Source organism: Labrenzia sp. PHM005, from assembly GCF_006517275.1.
In the GTDB taxonomy this organism is placed as follows: Bacteria; Pseudomonadota; Alphaproteobacteria; order Rhizobiales; family Stappiaceae; genus Roseibium.
Genome location: NZ_CP041191.1, coordinates 1,805,655 through 1,822,466, shown reverse-complemented (window position 1 = coordinate 1,822,466; position 16,812 = coordinate 1,805,655). Strand labels below are relative to the sequence as shown.

Here is a 16,812-nt window from a genome sequence, read left to right as displayed (position 1 = left end):
TCTGGACACAAACCATGATCCTTTACGGAACCAACCCGATCGCCTGGGCAAATGATGACGACCAGACGCTCGGCACCCATATTCCAACAGACCAAATCCTGTCCGACGCCGCGGAAATCGGCTTTGACGGCATTGAAAACGGCCACCGCTGGCCGGACGACAAGGAAGAACTGAAGACACTTCTTGGCAGCCACGGGCTGAAGTTCATCTCCGGCTGGTATTCGCTGAACCTTCTTACCCATAGCGTTGCGGCGGAAAAGGAAGCCATCCAACCGCATCTCAACAAGCTCAAGCACAATGGCTGTTCGGTCTGTATCGTCTGCGAGACGTCAAACTCGATCCAGGGCGACCATAAGCCGCTGTCGGAAAAAGCGGTTTTGAGCAGGGATCAAATGACCGCCTTCTGCGCCAAGGTTGAAGAGCTCGCCGCCTTCTGCGCCGAGCAAGGCATAGATCTGGTCTACCATCATCACATTGGAACAGTCGTCGAAACGCCGGAAGAACTGAACGCCTTTATGGCCGCGACCGGCCCGGCAACAAAACTGCTTTTTGATGCCGGTCATTATTACTTCGGTTCTCTCGGCGGCGATCCTCAGCCTGCGCTTGAAACCTACGCCAATCGCATCCGGCATGTGCATGCAAAGAACGTCCGTCCGGCGGTCATGGCGGACGTTCGCGAAAAAGGTCTTTCGTTCATGGACGGCGTGCGGGCCGGTGTCTTCACCGTGCCAGGCGACGACGAAGGCGGGATTGATTTCGCGCCACTTCTAAAAGTGCTAAAAGACAAGCACTACAGCGGCTGGATCGTGATCGAAGCGGAACAGGATCCGGAAATCCGAGATCCCTTCACCTATCAGAGCCTCGGCCTGAAAACCTTGAAATCCATTGCACAGGACATTGACCTGACATGAGCGACCTTCTCGTCAAACCTTCAGGCACGACAGGCAAGGTGCACGATATCACCGTCGCCAATGCTAAGACGGCTAAGTCTCCGGATTGGAACTACGTCGGCTTTGCCCTCCATCGCCTGAAGGCAGGGGATGCGATTTCTGAAGAAGCCAGCGACCGCGAGATCATTCTGGTCATGGTCGAGGGCAAAGCGGAAATCTCGGCAGACGGCGAGAGCTTTGGCATTCAGGGCGAGCGCATGAACGTGTTCGAACAAATCGCTCCGCACAGTGTTTATGTTCCGAACGGCAGCACTTGGTCGGCGACCGCAGCGACCGACTGCACCATTGGTGTGTGCACAGCGCCCGGACATGGCGGACACACAGCCCGCGTCTTGCCGAAGCCGGAAAAGGTCACCCGGGGCAAAGGCGCCAACACACGCTACATCTATCCAATTGCGATGGAAGACAGCGATGTGGCTGACAGCCTTCTGGTTACGGAAGTTTTCACACCAGCTGGCAACTGGTCGTCCTATCCGCCGCACCGGCACGATGAAGACAACTATCCGGAGATGACCTATCTGGAAGAGACTTACTATCACCGTCTCAATCCGGAGCAGGGATATGGCCATCAACGGGTGTTTACCGAAGACGGCTCGCTTGATGAGACGATGTCGGTCGAAAGCCATGATGTAGTGCTGGTTCCAAAAGGCCACCACCCCTGCGGTGCCCCTTATGGCTACGAGATGTATTATCTGAACGTCATGGCCGGTCCGATGCGCAAATGGCGCTTCCAAAACCATCCGGACCACGACTGGATCGCCCAGCGGGACGCCGATTGATCAATAAGACACCCCTGACGTTATAAGAGCGCCACCGGCGCTCTTTTTCGTTTCTAGAGCTAGACTTTCGGAAAAACTGGATTCAAGAAACCATTCTCCGGCCCATTAATAAATCTAACAGGAACGTTCATTTTCAGTTCAGCGAAAATAGCGTAGCAATTTCTGAGACTACTTTTTCAAGGTGACGAACAGTTTGCCGGAAGCTGTATTTTTGAAAGGAGCCCTTATGTACCGCCTGTTCTTTATGTTTTTGATGAGTGTGGTTCTTTATGGCCCAGTTGCGACCGCTTCGGCGCAAAATGCATTTCCCCAACAAGGTATTTCTTATGGCGGCAAGGTCCGCGCCGGCCCTGGACTGCAATACGGTCAGATTGGCAGCCTGCGGGATGGCGACAGAATTCAGATTGTTGGGGCCACGGGCGTGATGATGGACGGCTATGAGTGGTTTCAAATCCGCTACCGGAATGGCCGCACCGGCTTCCAGTGGGGCGGGCTGATGTGCTCACAGCGCCCTTATCCGACGATTTACAAAACCTGCCCTAATCTCGGTCAGGTCAATCCGGCCCCAGGTCCCGGCAATGGTTTAACAATTGTCGGAGATCCGAATGTGACGGGCAAAAATGTCGCCAGCGTGAGTTATCCGGGTGGTGTTTTCAAACAGGTCGGTTATCGCGAATGGCATGAAACCGGACCGCGCGGCCGGGTCCGCTATACCTTTATCGAAAAGTCGCGCGACCAGTGGTCCGTCTATCTTCATGATGCGTCCCGCAATGTGTCGATCCAGCTGGACCTACACCGCAGGAAAATCTTGATTGGTCTCGCCAGCGCCCCCAACACGCCGATCTACGACATCGTTAATATGGCGGCCAACCCGAACCTCATCAAAAATCCAGGGATCGGCGGCCCAACAACCGGAACGAACGGCTTCACACTGTCCCGTGCGGGTTATCCAGGCGGCAGGTTTATCATGAAGACCAATGGCCGCTGGCATCAAACCGGACCGAATGGGGCCGTTCAGTATGGATACCAGGAAACCAATCGCGACCAGCACTCTGTCTTTTTGCTCGACCGCAGCCGGAACGTTTCGGTCAAGCTGGATTTAAGAAACAATCGCATTCTGTTCGGTATCGGCAATGGCCCGATGGCAGAAATGGCGAAAATCACGTCCAAACAGTAAGAACGGCGAAAGGGCACCAGCTGGTGCCCTTTTTGTTTCGAAAAACTCTCTTTTAGATCATGCCGGTTCTAGGCAGTCGACCAAAGCCCCGCGGTGCTGGATGACCGTACCGGCCAAACGCGCACCGGCAGCTACACTGGCAGTCACACTCATGGTCACCAGATATTCTGCGAGAAAACCTGCATTGAAGCTGTCACCAGCGGCAGTCGTATCAACCACATTGCTGACAGGGGCCGGACTGAAGGCATGTCGATCCGAGGCGGTTGCAACGATCACCTCCTGCGGGCCGTTTTTCACAACAACCATTTCCGCGCCTGCGGCAAGATACCGGTCTGCACTGATCGACGGCGTCGCATCGCCAAAATAGGCCTCTTCATCTTCAAAAGACGGCATGACGAAGTCACACAGGCCTGCTGCCTCCGTCACACAGCTCCGCATTGTTTCAGCATCCTCCCACAGCCTCGGCCGCAGGTTGGGATCGAAAGCCGCCTTGGCACCTTTTTGCCGCGCGGATTTCAGCGCCTGGAAGAACGCCTGCCGTCCTTCAGGAGACAGAATCGCGAGGGTGATGCCGCTGAAATAGATCAAACCGGCGTTGTCCATTGCCGCAGATAAAACCGCGGGATCGTCCGCCAAACAGCGCGCAGCCGACTGAGAACGCCAATAAGCGAAGCTGCGTTCGCCGTCTTTCAGCTGGATCATGTAGAGACCAACCGTACGGTCTTGAAGTTCGCGAATATAACCGGTCTCGATTCCTGCTTCATTCAGGAAATCGGTCATCTGCCGGGACACCTGATCCATGCCGACGCCGGTGTAATAGGCAACTGCCCAGTCCTGGCCTAAAGCCTTGCGTACATACCAGGCCGTATTCAGCGTATCGCCGGCAAAGCCCATCTTAAATGTGCCCTCGCCGGTCGGCGCCATTTCCACCATACACTCACCAATCGCCAGAAATGTTGACGGCACGAAACTCTCCTCAAGACGGTCTTACATATAAAAAAATCGCAGAAATCTGCGATTTAAATCCATTAGCATAAAACCCATATACTGGAAAGAGGGAGGATCTTTATGAGTTCTCCCAATTGGCTTGCAAAGGCTCAAACACCAATAGAAACCTTGGAATTCACTTGATTCCGGCGCGCATAAAACTTTGAACGAATTGGCGCTGGAACAACAAAAACGCAACCAACAATGGACCTGAGGTCATCAGCGTCGCCGCGTTGATCACCGACCATTCGATGCCGCTGTCGATCGCAGAAAAGATACTGAGACCCACAGTCACCGGCCGCGTGTCAACGGAATTGGTGACAATTAAAGGCCACAGGAAATTGTTCCAGTGGTGGCTGACAGACACCAAGCCGTAGGCAAGGTAAGTCGGCTTTGCCAGTGGTATATAGACCTTCCAGAGAACTCCCAAGACGGACGCCCCTTCAACGCGGGCGGCTTCATCCAGTTCTTTCGGAATTGTCATGAAGGTCTGGCGCAGCAAGAAGATCCCAAAGCCTGACGCGATGTATGGCAGAGCAATTGCTGGAATGGTATCGACCAGATTGAGCAAACGCATGGTCTGGTAGTTCTCGACCATCAAAATGTCCGGCATCACCAAGAGCTGTAAGAGCACCAGGGTGAACAAGATGCTCCGGCCTGGGAATTCAAACCGGGCAAAGGCAAAGGCCGCCAGCGTGCAGAGGAAAAACTGCCCGGCCAAGATCATCGTCACCAAGATGAAGGTGTTCAGAAAATAGCGTGCAAAGGGAGCGGCTTCCCAAGCCTTGCCAAAGTTGTCGAGCGTCAACGGGGCAAATAGCTCAAACCGGGCTTCATAGGCTGCTGGATGAACTGCCGTCCAGACCGCATAAGCCAGCGGCAGGATCCAGAGCAATGCCAGCGCCCAGGCCGCAAACGTGTTCAAGAAGCGGTCAAACATATCGGTGGCGCCGGTCATTTGTAGTGCACCTTACGGTCGAAGAAGAAGAACTGGCCAATGGCAAGCAGGGACAAGAGCACCAGCAGCGCGACTGTCAATGTTGCGCCATAGGCGGTTTCCCAAAAGCGGAAGGCGACTTCGTAGATATAAAAGAGCAGCAGTGCAGACGCATTGTCCGGACCGCCATCCGTCAGGATGAAGATGTGATCAACTAGCCGGAAGGAGTTGATCACCGCATTGACGCAAACAAACAAGGTTGTTGGCATGAGCAGCGGGAACGTGATCCGCCAAAAGACCGTCCAGCGCCCGGCACCTTCGATCTGTGCTGCTTCCTTTAAGGAAATCGGAATGGCCTGCAGCGCCGCCAGATAGAAGATCATGAAGAACCCGGCCTCTTTCCAGACTGTCACGACAATGATCGCATTGAGGGCGGTGTCCGGATTGCCGAGGTAATTGGACGCCGGCCAGCCGAATAGAAAACCGGTGATCTGGTCAAACAGGCCAAATCCGGGCGTGTAAAAAAACAGCCAGATGTTTGCAACAGCAATCAGGGGCAGGACGGTTGGTGTGAAATAGGCCATGCGAACAAAACCGCGGCCAGCCAATTTGTCATTCACCCAAAGCGCCATGATAATCGCCAGCGCGACGGACAGCGGAATGGTGCCGAGCGCAAACCACAGATTGTTCCACAAAACCTTCCAGAACACCGCGTCATTGAACATGCGCTCGTAGTTATCGAGGCCGATAAATTTGGCCGGGCGGCGGCCGCGCGGCGTCGAAAACAAGCTGTTTAAAAGCGTTGTCACGGCCGGGATATGCGTAAAGGCGAATAGAAACACCATCGCCGGCAGCAACAACAGCCAACCGTACATCCAGTCGCGTTTCACTCGTAAGGTCTGCATGCGCATCACAATCAAAGAGTTTTCAGGTTCAAACTGAAAAAGGGAGTAAAAAAAATGAGAAGCAGCGCACCCGGCCGTGGTCCGGCGCGCTGCTTCCCGACCCTCCTTAGCGGTATTCCGCCAGGATCTCGTCAGCTTGTGCCTGAGCTTCTTTCAGAGCGGTCTCAGCGTCTTTTTTGCCAGTGATAACGGCCGCCAGTGCATCATTGAAGATGCCGGTGACACGCTGGTTCTGGTAGGTCGACAGCTCAGCCTTGGCGAACTCGAGCTGGTCTCGGGCAACCAGGGCCGGAGCGAAGTCGGCGGTATAGGCCTTCATCGTTTCGGTGTCCCAAGTCTCAGCGCGCGGCGCAACATAACCGGTTGCGATGGTCCACTTGGCGGACTGTTCCGGAGCGGTGATCCACTTCACGAATTCAACAGCAGCTTTGGTCTGCTCTTCAGACGCGCCTTTGAAGAGGTAGAAGTTGCCACCACCTGTTGGAGCACCACGGGAGGCTTTGGCCGGCAGCATGGCGACACCGAAGTCAAACGGCGCGTTGGTGCGCACGTTGGTGAGGTTGCCAGTAGAGGTCCACATCATGGCAGTCTGGCCTTCAAAGAAAGCCTTCGGCGTTGCGCCCCACTCGATGATGCCCGGTGCCATCACTTCGTGTTTGGTGCTCAGGTCAACCAGGTACTGGAGCGCTTCAACGACCTTCGGGTCATCGAAATTGGTTTTGTTGCCTTCCGCATTCACCAGCTCAGCGCCATTGGCGATCGCCAGTCCCTGGAAGAGCCAGTACGGGAAACCGGAAGACGGAATACGTACGCCCCACTGGGTCGCATTACCGGAAGCATCTTTTTTGGTCAGCTTCTTACCGAATTCGACCATCTCGTCCCAATTCGCCGGAGCGACTTCCGGGTCAAGGCCTGCTTCCTTGAAGGCTTCCTTGTTCCAGTAGAGAACCGGAGTGGAGCGCTGGAATGGAATGCCGTAGGTCTTGCCGCCGGTCTGGCTGTTTTCCATGAAAGCCGGGTAGAAGCCGTCGAGCCACGTCTTGTCTTCATCAGACGTCAGATAGTCGTCGAACGGGATTACCAGATCTTCGTCGATCAGCGTGTACATGTCGACAGACAGGATCACGGAAAGCTGCGGCGGGTTACCGCCACGCGAAGCGGTGATCGCCTTGGCAACGGTGTCCTGGTAGGACCCGGCATAAACCGCGTCGATTTTGACATCCGGGTTCTGCGCGACATATTCCGCGGTCAGTTCCTGGATGGTGTCGGCAGCTTTACCGCCAACCGCAACCGGGAAATAAAATTGCAGATCAACAGCGTGAGCGGATGCCCAAGTGCTGACAGTCAGGGCCGTTGCAGCAACGGCCTTGAGGAAGGTGGACTTCAACATGAGATATCTTCCTAAGGCTATGACTTCCTAGGGTTCAAACATCCGCACAGGGCGGTTCATCCACGCGGGCCCACGTAGCTGGTCAGGAGTGCAATTGCGCTCCAATTTCAAAAACAAGATCGTCCCGGCGCTGTCCGGACTGCGCATCGAAGATATGCAGCGCGTCCGGTTCAAATCCGAGTTCTATGGAGTGTCCGGGTTCGACTGGGTCTGCAGTCTTCAGGCGAACCTGGAAAGATGTGTCAGCGACAATGCAATCGGCCAGAATATCGGCGCCGAGGTATTCGACGGTGCGGATTGTCGCTTCCAGCGGGCCGCCGGACTGCCTGCGCATGGCTTCCGGGCGGACACCGAGTTTGTGCTCTGGAGCATTTGTCAATTTGTGGAAGGCAGCTGCAGGGAACAGGTTCATTGGCGGGGTGCCGATAAACCGGGCGGCAAACGGCGTTGCCGGCTGATCGTAGAGCGTCCGCGGATCAGCCGCCTGAACCAGCTGTCCTTGGTTCAAAAGCACCACTTGATCGGCCATTGTGATCGCTTCGACCTGATCGTGGGTAACATAGACCATCGTGAAACCGAGTTGCTGCTGCAGCGCCCGGATTTCGACCCGCATTTCATGGCGCAGCTTGGCGTCAAGATTGGAGAGCGGCTCATCCATCAGACAGATCGGTTTTTCACCGATGATCGCCCGGCCCAGCGCAACCCGCTGCTGCTGGCCACCCGACAATTGACCTGGCTTGCGCTCAAGAAGTTGAGACAGCCCCAAAAGGTCCGCCACCTTGCGCAGCCTCTCATCCCTTTCAGCTCGTGCAACCCGGCGCACCTTCAAACCGAAGATGATATTTTCTGCAACCGACAAATGCGGAAACAAGGCGTAGGACTGAAACACCATAGACAAGTCGCGTTTGGACGACGGCATATCGGTGACATCCTTGCCGCCGATTTGGATCCGGCCCGAGGACACGATTTCCAGCCCGGCAATCATGCGCAAGGTGGTGGACTTGCCGCAGCCGGACGGTCCAAGCAAAGCAGTAAACGAGCCCTCGGGCATGGCAATGCTCAGATCATCCACGGCAATCGTCTCGCCCCAAGAGCGGCTGACGCTCTCCAGGACGATCGGCTTCCCAGCATTGGAGAGCATGTTACCGGTCATTGATCGGCACTCCCGTATTCCGGGACATGAACGATGGTCTGTGCGCCTTTCAGGCAATCCAGATAGGGCTCTGGCACCGGCTTGTCAGTAAAGATCTTAGAGACATCACTCAGATGCCCGCCGCGTACATGGGCACTACGGCCGAACTTGCTGTGATCAAGCACGAGGTAGGAGGTCCGGCAATTGGCGAGAATTGCCTGGCGGGCTGCCACTTCGTCTTCATGGAAATCGAGCAGAGTGCCATCTTCATCGACACCGGCCACCCCAAAGATGCCGATATCGACCTTGTAGTTGGCAAAAAACGCTTGTGCAGCTGAGCCCAGCACGTCGCGGTCCCCATACCGCAGGCGCCCACCGGCGATGGTCACCTGGAATGACGCATTGCTGGACGCACTGAAGGCCACATTGAGGTTGTTGGTGAAGACCGCCAGGTTTTCATGGGACGTCAGCGCCTGCATGACGATTTCGGGCGTGGTACCGATTGAGAAGGCAAGCGACTGATTGTTTTCTACTTGAGACGCCACCATCCTGGCGATTTCCTGCTTGCCGGGAAGGTTCAGGATCTGCCTGGTGGAATAGTGGATGTTGGCGGCACGTGCCGGAGGTTCTACACCGCCATGGGTGCGCCGGAGGATGCCGAGCTCGCACAGTCCGTTCACATCGCGCCGGATTGTCTGCGTGGTCACATCAAACCGCTCTGCCAATTCCTCAACAGAAGCAAATCCGGCCTTTTGAACCAGATCGGCGATTTCCGCCTGCCGTTTTGTTATGTCAACTTGCCCAAGCATTTGATGCACCCGAAATTCCTGCGGCCGCCTTTACCAATTTGGCCGCATCAGGTTTTGTGAACCGCGGACACACCGGCGAGGTGGCTGTGGAGCACAATCAACCATTTTCATATGAACCTTATTAGACGTTCATATGAAAATGATATGACAGTTTAGACAAGTTGTTTTTGATGAAATTGCTGCAGAAACGGCTCAAAAAGGGGCGACCCAAGCCATTTTCTAGGTCGGTTTAGGCTGGATGGGACGAGCTTGCAAGACCGGTTTCAAGAAACGCGATCGCACTGCAGGCGCCTAATGACAACTGCGGTTTCAGGTCAATTGCCTCTACAAACAAAAGCCTCACCGGTAGAGAAACGATCTGCCACCGTTGTCAAACAAATGCAGTTTTTCCGGCGCTGCGGTCATGCGCAAGGTCGTGCCTTTGGCAATGGTATGAATTCCCGGAAGTTTGGCGATAAAGGCGTCATGGCCTTCGCGTGGCTTGAAATAGAGCACCGTCGATTCCCCGAGCGCTTCCACAATTTCGACTTCAGCCGAAACCAGGAAATCATCACCTTTGGTCAATGTCAGGTCCTCCGGTCGGACGCCAAGTTTGACTGCGGCGCCCTGATCGGAATCTACAGATGAAATCGGCACGTCTGCATGGCCATCATCCGAAGTGTGAACGGACGTGACCGCCCCTGTCGCCGTTACTTTCGCATCAACCATATTCATCGCCGGAGATCCGATGAACTGGGCGACAAAAGTGTTGGCCGGACGCTCATACAGGTCCAGCGGTTTACCGAATTGCTCAACAATGCCGCCATGCAGCACCACGATCCGGCTGGCCAGCGTCATTGCCTCGACCTGATCATGCGTGACGTAGATCATCGTGCTGTCCGGCATGCTTTCCTTCAGCTGGGCAATCTCAATCCTGGTCGCGACGCGCAAGGCGGCATCAAGATTGGACAGCGGCTCATCGAACAGAAACACTTTCGGGTCGCGGACGATGGCCCGGCCGATGGCCACACGCTGGCGCTGCCCGCCAGAAAGCGCTTTGGGTAAGCGATCGAGATATTGGGTCAACTGCAGTGTTTCGGCAGCGGAGCGCACAGCATCATCTATTTCCTGCCGCGAATGACCGGTCAGTTTTAAAGCAAAGGCCATGTTGTCGTAGACCGTCATGTGCGGATAAAGCGCATATGACTGAAACACCATGGCAATGCCGCGTTGTGCCGGCGGGATATCGTTGACGACTGCTCCATCAATTTCCAGGGTGCCGCCTGTAATTTTTTCAAGGCCTGCGATCATGCGCAACAAAGTGGATTTGCCGCAGCCGGACGGGCCGACAAATACGATCAGTTCGCCCTTATCAATCTCCAGATTGATGTCTTTGAGAACTTCGACCGGACCGTAGGACTTGCTAGCGCCTTTTAGGGATAGTGAGGTCATTCAGGCAGCTCCCCGACGTTGTTTTTGTTCATATTATTTGACCGATCCAGCAAGAAGTCCGCGCACCAGATATCTCTGCATCGCGAAAAAAACAGCCAGCGGCACGGCGATGGATACGAAGGCCGCAGTTGCCAGGATTTCCCAATTGCCACCCCGGGTGCCCAACAGTTCGACGATCTGGTTGGTCATCACCGTCGTCGAGCCGGTGGCGTCAATGAGAAACACTTTGGCCACCAAGAGATCGTTCCAGGTCCACAAGAATTGGAAGATGGCAAAGGACGCAAGCGCCGGAAAACTTAAGGGCAGAATGATCTTGGTGAAGATCTGAAAATCCGTCGCCCCGTCAACTTTGGCATTCTCGATGATGTCCCGCGGCAACCCGACCATGTAGTTGCGCAAAAGATAGACCGCGAGCGGCATGCCAAAAGCCGTATGAGCCAGCCAAACGCCGAGATAACCCTTGCCTATTCCGATACCAAAGTGAAACCGCAGCAATGGGATCAACGCCAACTGCAGGGGCACAACCAGAAGCCCGACAATGGCCGCAATCAAAAGCGCGCGCCCGGGAAACTCCATCCAGGCCAGCGCGTAGGCAGCAAAGGCGGCGATCACGATTGGGATGATTGTGGCCGGGATAGTCACGGTCAGCGTGTTGAAGAAGGCCTTCGCCATGTTGTCCTGGCCACTGCCGGAAAATAGGATCGTCGCATAATTTTCTAACGTGAACTCTGGCGGCACTTGCGCCGTGACAAAAATCCGCTGCCCGCGCCCGGAAATCTGTTTGTCATTGCCACGCCAAACATAACTGCCATCAGGCTGCAGCGTGAGCGTTTCGCCCCCCTTCATTTCAGCAGTTTCACCAGGCTGGTATGCGGAGATTTTCTTTGAAGACACACCCCAGGCCCGGATATCACGCGGACCATCTTCAAAAATGTTGCCCGTGACCACAAACAGATCGCCGTCTGCGACACGGTGATCGTCTGGATCGAGCGCACGATAAACGTCGTTTTGTTCCGTTGGGAAAAGCGCGGCCCACCAGCCAGACAAAGAGATCTGATCCCCGGTCCGGAAGGATGATACGAACAAGCCGATCGTTGGAAACAGCCACAACAGTACCAACAGGGTAACGGAGATGTGTACAGCCCAAGTCAGGCCAGATTTTTTGCCCGCAACATTAGCCATCAGCGCATCTCCTTGCGGGCGTTGTAGACATTCCAGACAAGGATCGGCGTAACCAGGAGCATGATGACAATCGCGCTTGCAGACCCAACACCCCAATCGTTGGCCCGAAACAGCTTGTCATACATGTAGTTGGCCAGAACCTGCGTCTCCCATTGTCCGTTGGTCATGGCAAACACGATGTCGAAGACTTTCAGAACAGTGAGCGTGATGGTTGTCCAGACCACAACGATTGTGCCCATGATCTGCGGCACCTTGATCTTGAAAAAGATCTGAAACGGATTGGCCCCATCAACGATCGCCGCTTCTATTGTCTCTTCGGGAATGCCGCGCAAGGCTGCTGACAGGATCACCATGGCAAAGCCGGTCTGGATCCAGATTAGAACGGCCATCAGGAAAAAATTGTTCCAGAAGGGAATGGTCAGCCAGGTCTGCGGTGCGCCATAGGGCAATGCATCGATCCAGATACCACCTACAAAACTCAGGCATGTCCAGACCAGCCACAGTCCACCAGCCGCTGCCAAAACGCGCAGCATCATTTGCAAAAGAGACCTTTGGCGATTTGCTGCGACACCTTCGCGAACCAACGCCCAAGCGGCGTAGATTGTCACGCCGGCCACACCCAAAAGCAGCACCGTTGGCAGGACTTGAAGCAGTAAGATCGACCCAATCCCACCGTCAAACTTCAACCAGATCGCATTCAACACTCCGATCTGGTTTTGATCGGCCGGCCGCGTGTCATAGATCAGTTTGAAAATCACGGACGCGCCGACGAAGGAAATCGCCATCGGCATGAAGATCAGTGATTTTGCCAGATTGCCCCAGCGGATCCGATCGGTCAGCTGTGCCACCAAGAGCCCAAAGGCGGTCGACAAAGCGGGCACCACGATCAACCACAGCATGTTGTTGCGAACCGCCTCCCAGAACTTCGCTTCATTCATCATTTGCCGGTAATTGTCGAAGCCGACAAAAGCCCCTCCCTGCGCCCTGTCGGTCAGCGAAAGCCGCAATGTCTCAAAAACCGGATAGGCGAGATAGAGGGTCAGCGCGAATAAAGCAGGGAACAAGAACAACCAGGGCCTGACCAGATTGGCGCGGTTTATGTTCCGGCCTGCATGTTCCCCTTTGGCCGGAAAGATCACCTTGTCGAGAACCAGATTGGACAGAAAAAAATACCCAAGACAGGCACCAACACCAAGGATGATGGTCACCAGGCCCAGTAGCGCTGGATTATCTGCAAACACTGCCGCCCCCATGGTTCAGCTGATGTGCCTACTGAAACCAGCAGGCAGTCTTTTAGGACCAGTGATCTTTGAGAAACGGCGGCCTCTTGTTAGAGGCCGCCTGTCATTGATTATTTGAGGGCGTCCCAGCTCTTCTGGATTTCACCTGCCACGGTCGCAGCGTCCTTGCCACCAGTGTAATCGACCATGCCGGTCCAGAAAGTGCCGGCACCAACGCCGCCCGGCATCAGGTCTGACCCATCAAAGCGGAAGGTCGTGGCGTTGACCAGAATCTCGCCCTGACCGCGCAGAGTGTCGTTCATATAGGCCTCCGGATTGACGCCCTTGTGCGGGGTCAAAAAGCCGGACTGCGCCATCATCACCTCATGGGCGATCGGCAGCTGAAAGAATTCCATCAACGCGGCCGTCGCATCTGACGGATTGGTAATTGCCATCAAGGTACCGCCACCCAGAACAGGATTGCCGAGATCTTTCGCCGCATAGGCAGGCAGATAGAAGAAGTCGACATCAGCGCCAAATTCGACACCTTCAGGAAAGAAAGCCGGTACAAAGGAAGCTTGGCGGTGCAGATAACATTGCGGCGGTGAAGAAAACAGGCCCTTCGGACTGTCGCGGAAGTCGGTCGACGCGACGGTGCCGGCCCCACCTGCCACTTTTGCATCGTCGCGCGCAAACCAACCGAATTCTTCGATCGCAGCCACGACACGCGGATCGTCAAAGGCGATTTCGTTGGCAACCCATTGATCGTAGACTTCCGGCGGCTGTGTCCGCAGCAACATATCTTCGACCCAGTCAGTTGCTGGCCAGCCAGTCGCCGCCCCCGATCCAAGTCCGATGCACCAGGGTGTTTCGCCATCGGCGACAATTTGCTCAGTGAGCTCTTTCAGCTCTTCCATCGTCGTGGGAACTTCGTATTCAGCATCTTCGAAGTTCTCTGGGACATACCAGACGAGGCTTTTCAGATTTACATTGTAGAAATAGCCGTAAAGCTGATCCTTGCCCTCCGGATCAGCATAAGTACCCAAATCAACCCAGCTTTCGCCTGCGCCATAATTCTCCGCGACCCACGACTTCATAGACGCTGGCAAAGGCGTCAGAAGGCCGCGCGCAGCCATTTCGGCCGCCAATCCCGGTTGCGGAAACACCGCGACATTCGGCGCCGCTCCAGCTTCGGCATCAATCACGATCTGCTGTTCAAAGGAATCCGAACCGGTGTAAATTGCCTCTGCGCCGGTCGCTTTGGAGAAGTAGGCCAAAACGTTACGGAAGAACCCATCCTCCGGTTGCAACCAGGGACCAGCGATGGTCACGGTTTGCCCGCTTAAGTCCGGCGCGTTTTCAGCCCATGTTGAGTAACTGTCCCAATTAAACGGACCTTCGCCCGGAGGGAACGTCAGATCATCGCTTGCAAGCGCAACACCTGCACTCAGAGACAACGCAAGGACCGACCCGGACGAACGGATCAACAACCGTGAAATCATGTCTTTCCTCCCAGACGACTCACCACCTCAAGCCATTCAACCTGAAGTCGCAAAGCTGATCAATCAACAGCACAGCCCTTACCTTGAATGCCATCCAATGGATCCCCAAATCCGGCCACTCAAAGCGCTTTGAATTTTTGACAACCATGACTTTCTCAACAAGCCTTGTCAAGAAAACAGCTGGCGAATTATTGTGACGGATCAGGTTTCACCGGTTGAATGTATTGCTAGACAAGTGTTTGGGATAGGAATGAGCAAAGGTATCAATCTCAAGGAACTGTCCGAGAAATTAAATCTGTCCCAGACCACGGTCAGTAGAGCACTGAACGGATATCCGGAAGTCAATGCGGACACCCGCAAACGTGTGTCGGAAATGGCGGCAAAACTTGGGTATGCGCCCAACAGCCAGGCAAGGCGCCTGGCGACCGGCCGGGCCATGGCTATCAGCCATGTGATTCCCAAATCGGTTCATGAAATGATGAACCCCATCTTCCTGGAGTTCATTGCCGGGGCTGGCGAAACCTATTCCGAACATGGTTATGACATGATCTTGTCCGTCGTGGACGATCACCAGGAGGACGACGCCTACCGGCAAATTGCCTCGCGTAAAAAAGCCGACGGCGTTATTGTTCACGGTCCATCAACAAACGAATACCGGCACAAATTGCTTCAGGAATTAGGTTTGCCATTTGTCATCCACGGCCGCGTACCCGGCGCTGAGAGCGAGACGTCTTGGATCGACATGAACAACAAACAAGCCTTTGAACGCGCCACATCGCACCTTTTGGATCTAGGGCACACACGAATAGCGCTGCTGAACGGGCTGGAACATATGGATTTTGCCCACCGCCGGCGCCAAGGCTTCCAGGATGCGCTAGAAGTCCGCGGTTTTTTGCCCGATCCGGACCTGATGCGCAGCGCCGACATGACCGAGCCCTATGGCTGTGACAGCGCGATGGAAATGCTGAATTCGAGCAATCCGCCGACGGCCTTTTTGGTGTCCTCAATGATTTCGGCAATCGGCGTCGCAAGGGCAATCGGTCAGTGCGGCCTGAAAGTCGGCACCGACGTCTCCATCGTCACACATGATGACGCTCTGTCATTCCTGCCAAATAGCGGAGAGGTGCCCATCTTCACCTGCACCAGATCCTCTGTCCGGTATGCAGGTCAAAAGGCTGCTGAAATGCTCTTGGACCTGATTTCCAATCCCGCCAGCGGCCCAGCGTCACTGCATTTGGAAGCTCAGCTGATCACCGGGCAATCAACCGGCCCACTTCAACGCTAACCCGACGCCCAAGAGGTCACAGATGGGTGACACCGCTGCTTTCAAACAGCGCCTTCATGTTAGAAAGAGCAGTTTCCCGGTGGCTCTGGGCAATTGCCGCGGCCTCAGCTGCATTTCCGGACTTCATTGAACGGATTAGAGAAAAATGATCCTCTGGCTGCTCAACCGGCGCCCCGTTCATACGGACAAGCACACGGGCGACCCGGTGAAGCTGATCCAGGTGCAATCCGATTTCCCGCTCCAGACGCCGATTGCTCCACTTCCCCAGGAGCCGATGAAACCGGGCATCGTATTCGGCCCACGCCAGAAGGTCGCCATCAGCCAAAGCTGCAGACCCCGCGTCAAGCACGCTCTCCATCTCTGCGCAAACATCCGCTGATAGTCCCTGGTGGGCAATCGTCGCGGCAGCGAGCGCTTCCAAAGCTCCCAGAATTTCCATGACCTCAACGAGATCCTGAACATTCATGGAAAGCACCCGAGCACCGCGCCTTGGTATCAACACGACCAGACCTTCGGTTTCCAGACGGATCAGCGCTTCACGAACCGGTGTCCGGCTCATTTGCAAACGGGCTGCAATTTCAGGCTCTGGCGCCTGAAAGCCAGGAGGTAATTCTCCAAGCAAAATATCAGCTTTGAGTTTTTCGTAAGCGTTGTCGACGCGGGTCTCTTTGACGCGGGCAAGCATTTTGGGGCGTACCTAAACAAATGAAAACGGCGCAAACAACCGTTTGAATCAGACACAAGCAAAACCGGCCCACACAAATTGCGGCAAGTGCGAGAACCATTGGCAGCTAGTTTGCTGAGACACGTTTCTGGCGCCAAATTCATTCCGTATCGCAAATTATACTATTAAGATTTTATTGATCAGCATTCCCAAAGGGAATGCGCCAAACATATATCCTCATAAACTATTGATAAAATTCATATTTACCAATTTTCCTCAGTCCGAAAATAAACTTCAAAATCGGGCATTTTCTCTAGGGATCTGGCCCGCAAAAGCCAAATTCTTCTCAGAAATTACCGAGAAACGTCAGCTGCACAACGCAGACTTCTGGCCTGTCACCGAGTTAGCGCACTGGCTGACGCATTTGTAGCATGGCGGAAATACGCCCGGAGATATCGAACA

15 protein-coding genes are annotated in these 16,812 nt (G+C 54.8%); 4 read left to right on the top strand and 11 right to left on the bottom strand.

The genetic code is table 11. The features are described from left to right. Positions 1-14 precede the first annotated feature (14 nt). From iolE to FJ695_RS08235, 3 genes are all read left to right on the top strand, one after another. Entirely contained in the window at positions 15-911 is an 897-nt protein-coding gene (gene iolE / locus FJ695_RS08245) for a myo-inosose-2 dehydratase (protein WP_141184985.1), read from the top strand. Then, a complete protein-coding gene (iolB, locus tag FJ695_RS08240; protein WP_141184984.1) occupies positions 908-1,729 on the top strand; it encodes a 5-deoxy-glucuronate isomerase in 822 nt (273 codons plus the stop codon). Before iolE ends, iolB begins: the two co-directional genes overlap by 4 nt. A 226-nt stretch (positions 1,730-1,955) precedes the next feature. Next, complete coding sequence (locus FJ695_RS08235) at positions 1,956-2,906, top strand: SH3 domain-containing protein (RefSeq protein ID WP_141184983.1); 951 nt, start codon at positions 1,956-1,958, stop codon at positions 2,904-2,906. 57 nt (positions 2,907-2,963) lie between these two features. On the opposite strand, the gene FJ695_RS08230 is transcribed toward FJ695_RS08235, so the two are convergent. The 10 genes from FJ695_RS08230 to FJ695_RS08185 form a co-directional block, all read right to left on the bottom strand. Then, positions 2,964-3,872: a sugar kinase gene (locus tag FJ695_RS08230; RefSeq protein WP_141184982.1), complete on the bottom strand. Its 909-nt coding sequence runs from the start codon at positions 3,870-3,872 to the stop codon at positions 2,964-2,966. Positions 3,873-4,029: 157 nt separating this feature from the next. Continuing rightward, on the bottom strand, positions 4,030-4,851 hold the full coding sequence (locus tag FJ695_RS08225) for a carbohydrate ABC transporter permease (protein WP_141184981.1): 822 nt from the start codon (positions 4,849-4,851) through the stop codon (positions 4,030-4,032). Further along, a complete protein-coding gene (locus FJ695_RS08220; RefSeq protein ID WP_141184980.1) occupies positions 4,848-5,735 on the bottom strand; it encodes a carbohydrate ABC transporter permease in 888 nt (295 codons plus the stop codon). The genes FJ695_RS08225 and FJ695_RS08220 overlap by 4 nt, the downstream gene beginning before the upstream one ends. 106 nt (positions 5,736-5,841) lie before the next feature. Continuing rightward, a complete protein-coding gene (locus FJ695_RS08215) occupies positions 5,842-7,125 on the bottom strand; it encodes an ABC transporter substrate-binding protein (RefSeq protein WP_141184979.1) in 1,284 nt (427 codons plus the stop codon). An 82-nt stretch (positions 7,126-7,207) separates the two neighbouring features. Then, complete coding sequence (locus FJ695_RS08210; RefSeq protein ID WP_141184978.1) at positions 7,208-8,278, bottom strand: ABC transporter ATP-binding protein; 1,071 nt, start codon at positions 8,276-8,278, stop codon at positions 7,208-7,210. After that, positions 8,275-9,066 (bottom strand): DeoR/GlpR family DNA-binding transcription regulator, encoded by a 792-nt coding sequence (locus FJ695_RS08205; protein ID WP_141184977.1) that lies wholly within the window; start codon positions 9,064-9,066, stop codon positions 8,275-8,277. The genes FJ695_RS08210 and FJ695_RS08205 overlap by 4 nt, the downstream gene beginning before the upstream one ends. A gap of 339 nt (positions 9,067-9,405) precedes the next feature. Continuing rightward, positions 9,406-10,497 (bottom strand): ABC transporter ATP-binding protein, encoded by a 1,092-nt coding sequence (locus tag FJ695_RS08200; RefSeq protein WP_141184976.1) that lies wholly within the window; start codon positions 10,495-10,497, stop codon positions 9,406-9,408. 33 nt (positions 10,498-10,530) lie between these two features. Further along, a complete protein-coding gene (locus tag FJ695_RS08195; RefSeq protein WP_141184975.1) occupies positions 10,531-11,679 on the bottom strand; it encodes a carbohydrate ABC transporter permease in 1,149 nt (382 codons plus the stop codon). Then, complete coding sequence (locus tag FJ695_RS08190) at positions 11,679-12,932, bottom strand: carbohydrate ABC transporter permease (RefSeq protein WP_141184974.1); 1,254 nt, start codon at positions 12,930-12,932, stop codon at positions 11,679-11,681. Before FJ695_RS08190 ends, FJ695_RS08195 begins: the two co-directional genes overlap by 1 nt. Before the next feature lie 98 nt (positions 12,933-13,030). Further along, the gene (locus FJ695_RS08185; RefSeq protein WP_209010973.1) at positions 13,031-14,401 is read right to left on the bottom strand and encodes an ABC transporter substrate-binding protein; all 1,371 of its coding nucleotides are present in this window, start codon (positions 14,399-14,401) and stop codon (positions 13,031-13,033) included. 250 nt (positions 14,402-14,651) lie between these two features. On the opposite strand from FJ695_RS08185, the gene FJ695_RS08180 reads away from it, so the two are divergent. Continuing rightward, complete coding sequence (locus FJ695_RS08180; RefSeq protein ID WP_141184973.1) at positions 14,652-15,686, top strand: LacI family DNA-binding transcriptional regulator; 1,035 nt, start codon at positions 14,652-14,654, stop codon at positions 15,684-15,686. A gap of 16 nt (positions 15,687-15,702) precedes the next feature. Here the strand turns inward: FJ695_RS08180 and FJ695_RS08175 are convergent, their stop codons facing one another. Then, entirely contained in the window at positions 15,703-16,371 is a 669-nt protein-coding gene (locus FJ695_RS08175; protein ID WP_141184972.1) for a GntR family transcriptional regulator, read from the bottom strand. Between the last annotated feature and the right edge of the window lie 441 nt (positions 16,372-16,812).

Coding starts and splice junctions, on each gene's coding strand:
- iolE (WP_141184985.1), top strand. CDS start 15: ATGATCCTTTACGGAACCAACCCGATCGCCTGGGCAAATGATGACGAC.
- iolB (WP_141184984.1), top strand. CDS start 908: ATGAGCGACCTTCTCGTCAAACCTTCAGGCACGACAGGCAAGGTGCAC.
- FJ695_RS08235 (WP_141184983.1), top strand. CDS start 1,956: ATGTACCGCCTGTTCTTTATGTTTTTGATGAGTGTGGTTCTTTATGGC.
- FJ695_RS08225 (WP_141184981.1), bottom strand. CDS start 4,851: ATGACCGGCGCCACCGATATGTTTGACCGCTTCTTGAACACGTTTGCG.
- FJ695_RS08220 (WP_141184980.1), bottom strand. CDS start 5,735: ATGCAGACCTTACGAGTGAAACGCGACTGGATGTACGGTTGGCTGTTG.
- FJ695_RS08215 (WP_141184979.1), bottom strand. CDS start 7,125: ATGTTGAAGTCCACCTTCCTCAAGGCCGTTGCTGCAACGGCCCTGACT.
- FJ695_RS08210 (WP_141184978.1), bottom strand. CDS start 8,278: ATGACCGGTAACATGCTCTCCAATGCTGGGAAGCCGATCGTCCTGGAG.
- FJ695_RS08205 (WP_141184977.1), bottom strand. CDS start 9,066: ATGCTTGGGCAAGTTGACATAACAAAACGGCAGGCGGAAATCGCCGAT.
- FJ695_RS08200 (WP_141184976.1), bottom strand. CDS start 10,497: ATGACCTCACTATCCCTAAAAGGCGCTAGCAAGTCCTACGGTCCGGTC.
- FJ695_RS08195 (WP_141184975.1), bottom strand. CDS start 11,679: ATGGCTAATGTTGCGGGCAAAAAATCTGGCCTGACTTGGGCTGTACAC.
- FJ695_RS08190 (WP_141184974.1), bottom strand. CDS start 12,932: ATGGGGGCGGCAGTGTTTGCAGATAATCCAGCGCTACTGGGCCTGGTG.
- FJ695_RS08185 (WP_209010973.1), bottom strand. CDS start 14,401: ATGATTTCACGGTTGTTGATCCGTTCGTCCGGGTCGGTCCTTGCGTTG.
- FJ695_RS08180 (WP_141184973.1), top strand. CDS start 14,652: ATGAGCAAAGGTATCAATCTCAAGGAACTGTCCGAGAAATTAAATCTG.
- FJ695_RS08175 (WP_141184972.1), bottom strand. CDS start 16,371: ATGCTTGCCCGCGTCAAAGAGACCCGCGTCGACAACGCTTACGAAAAA.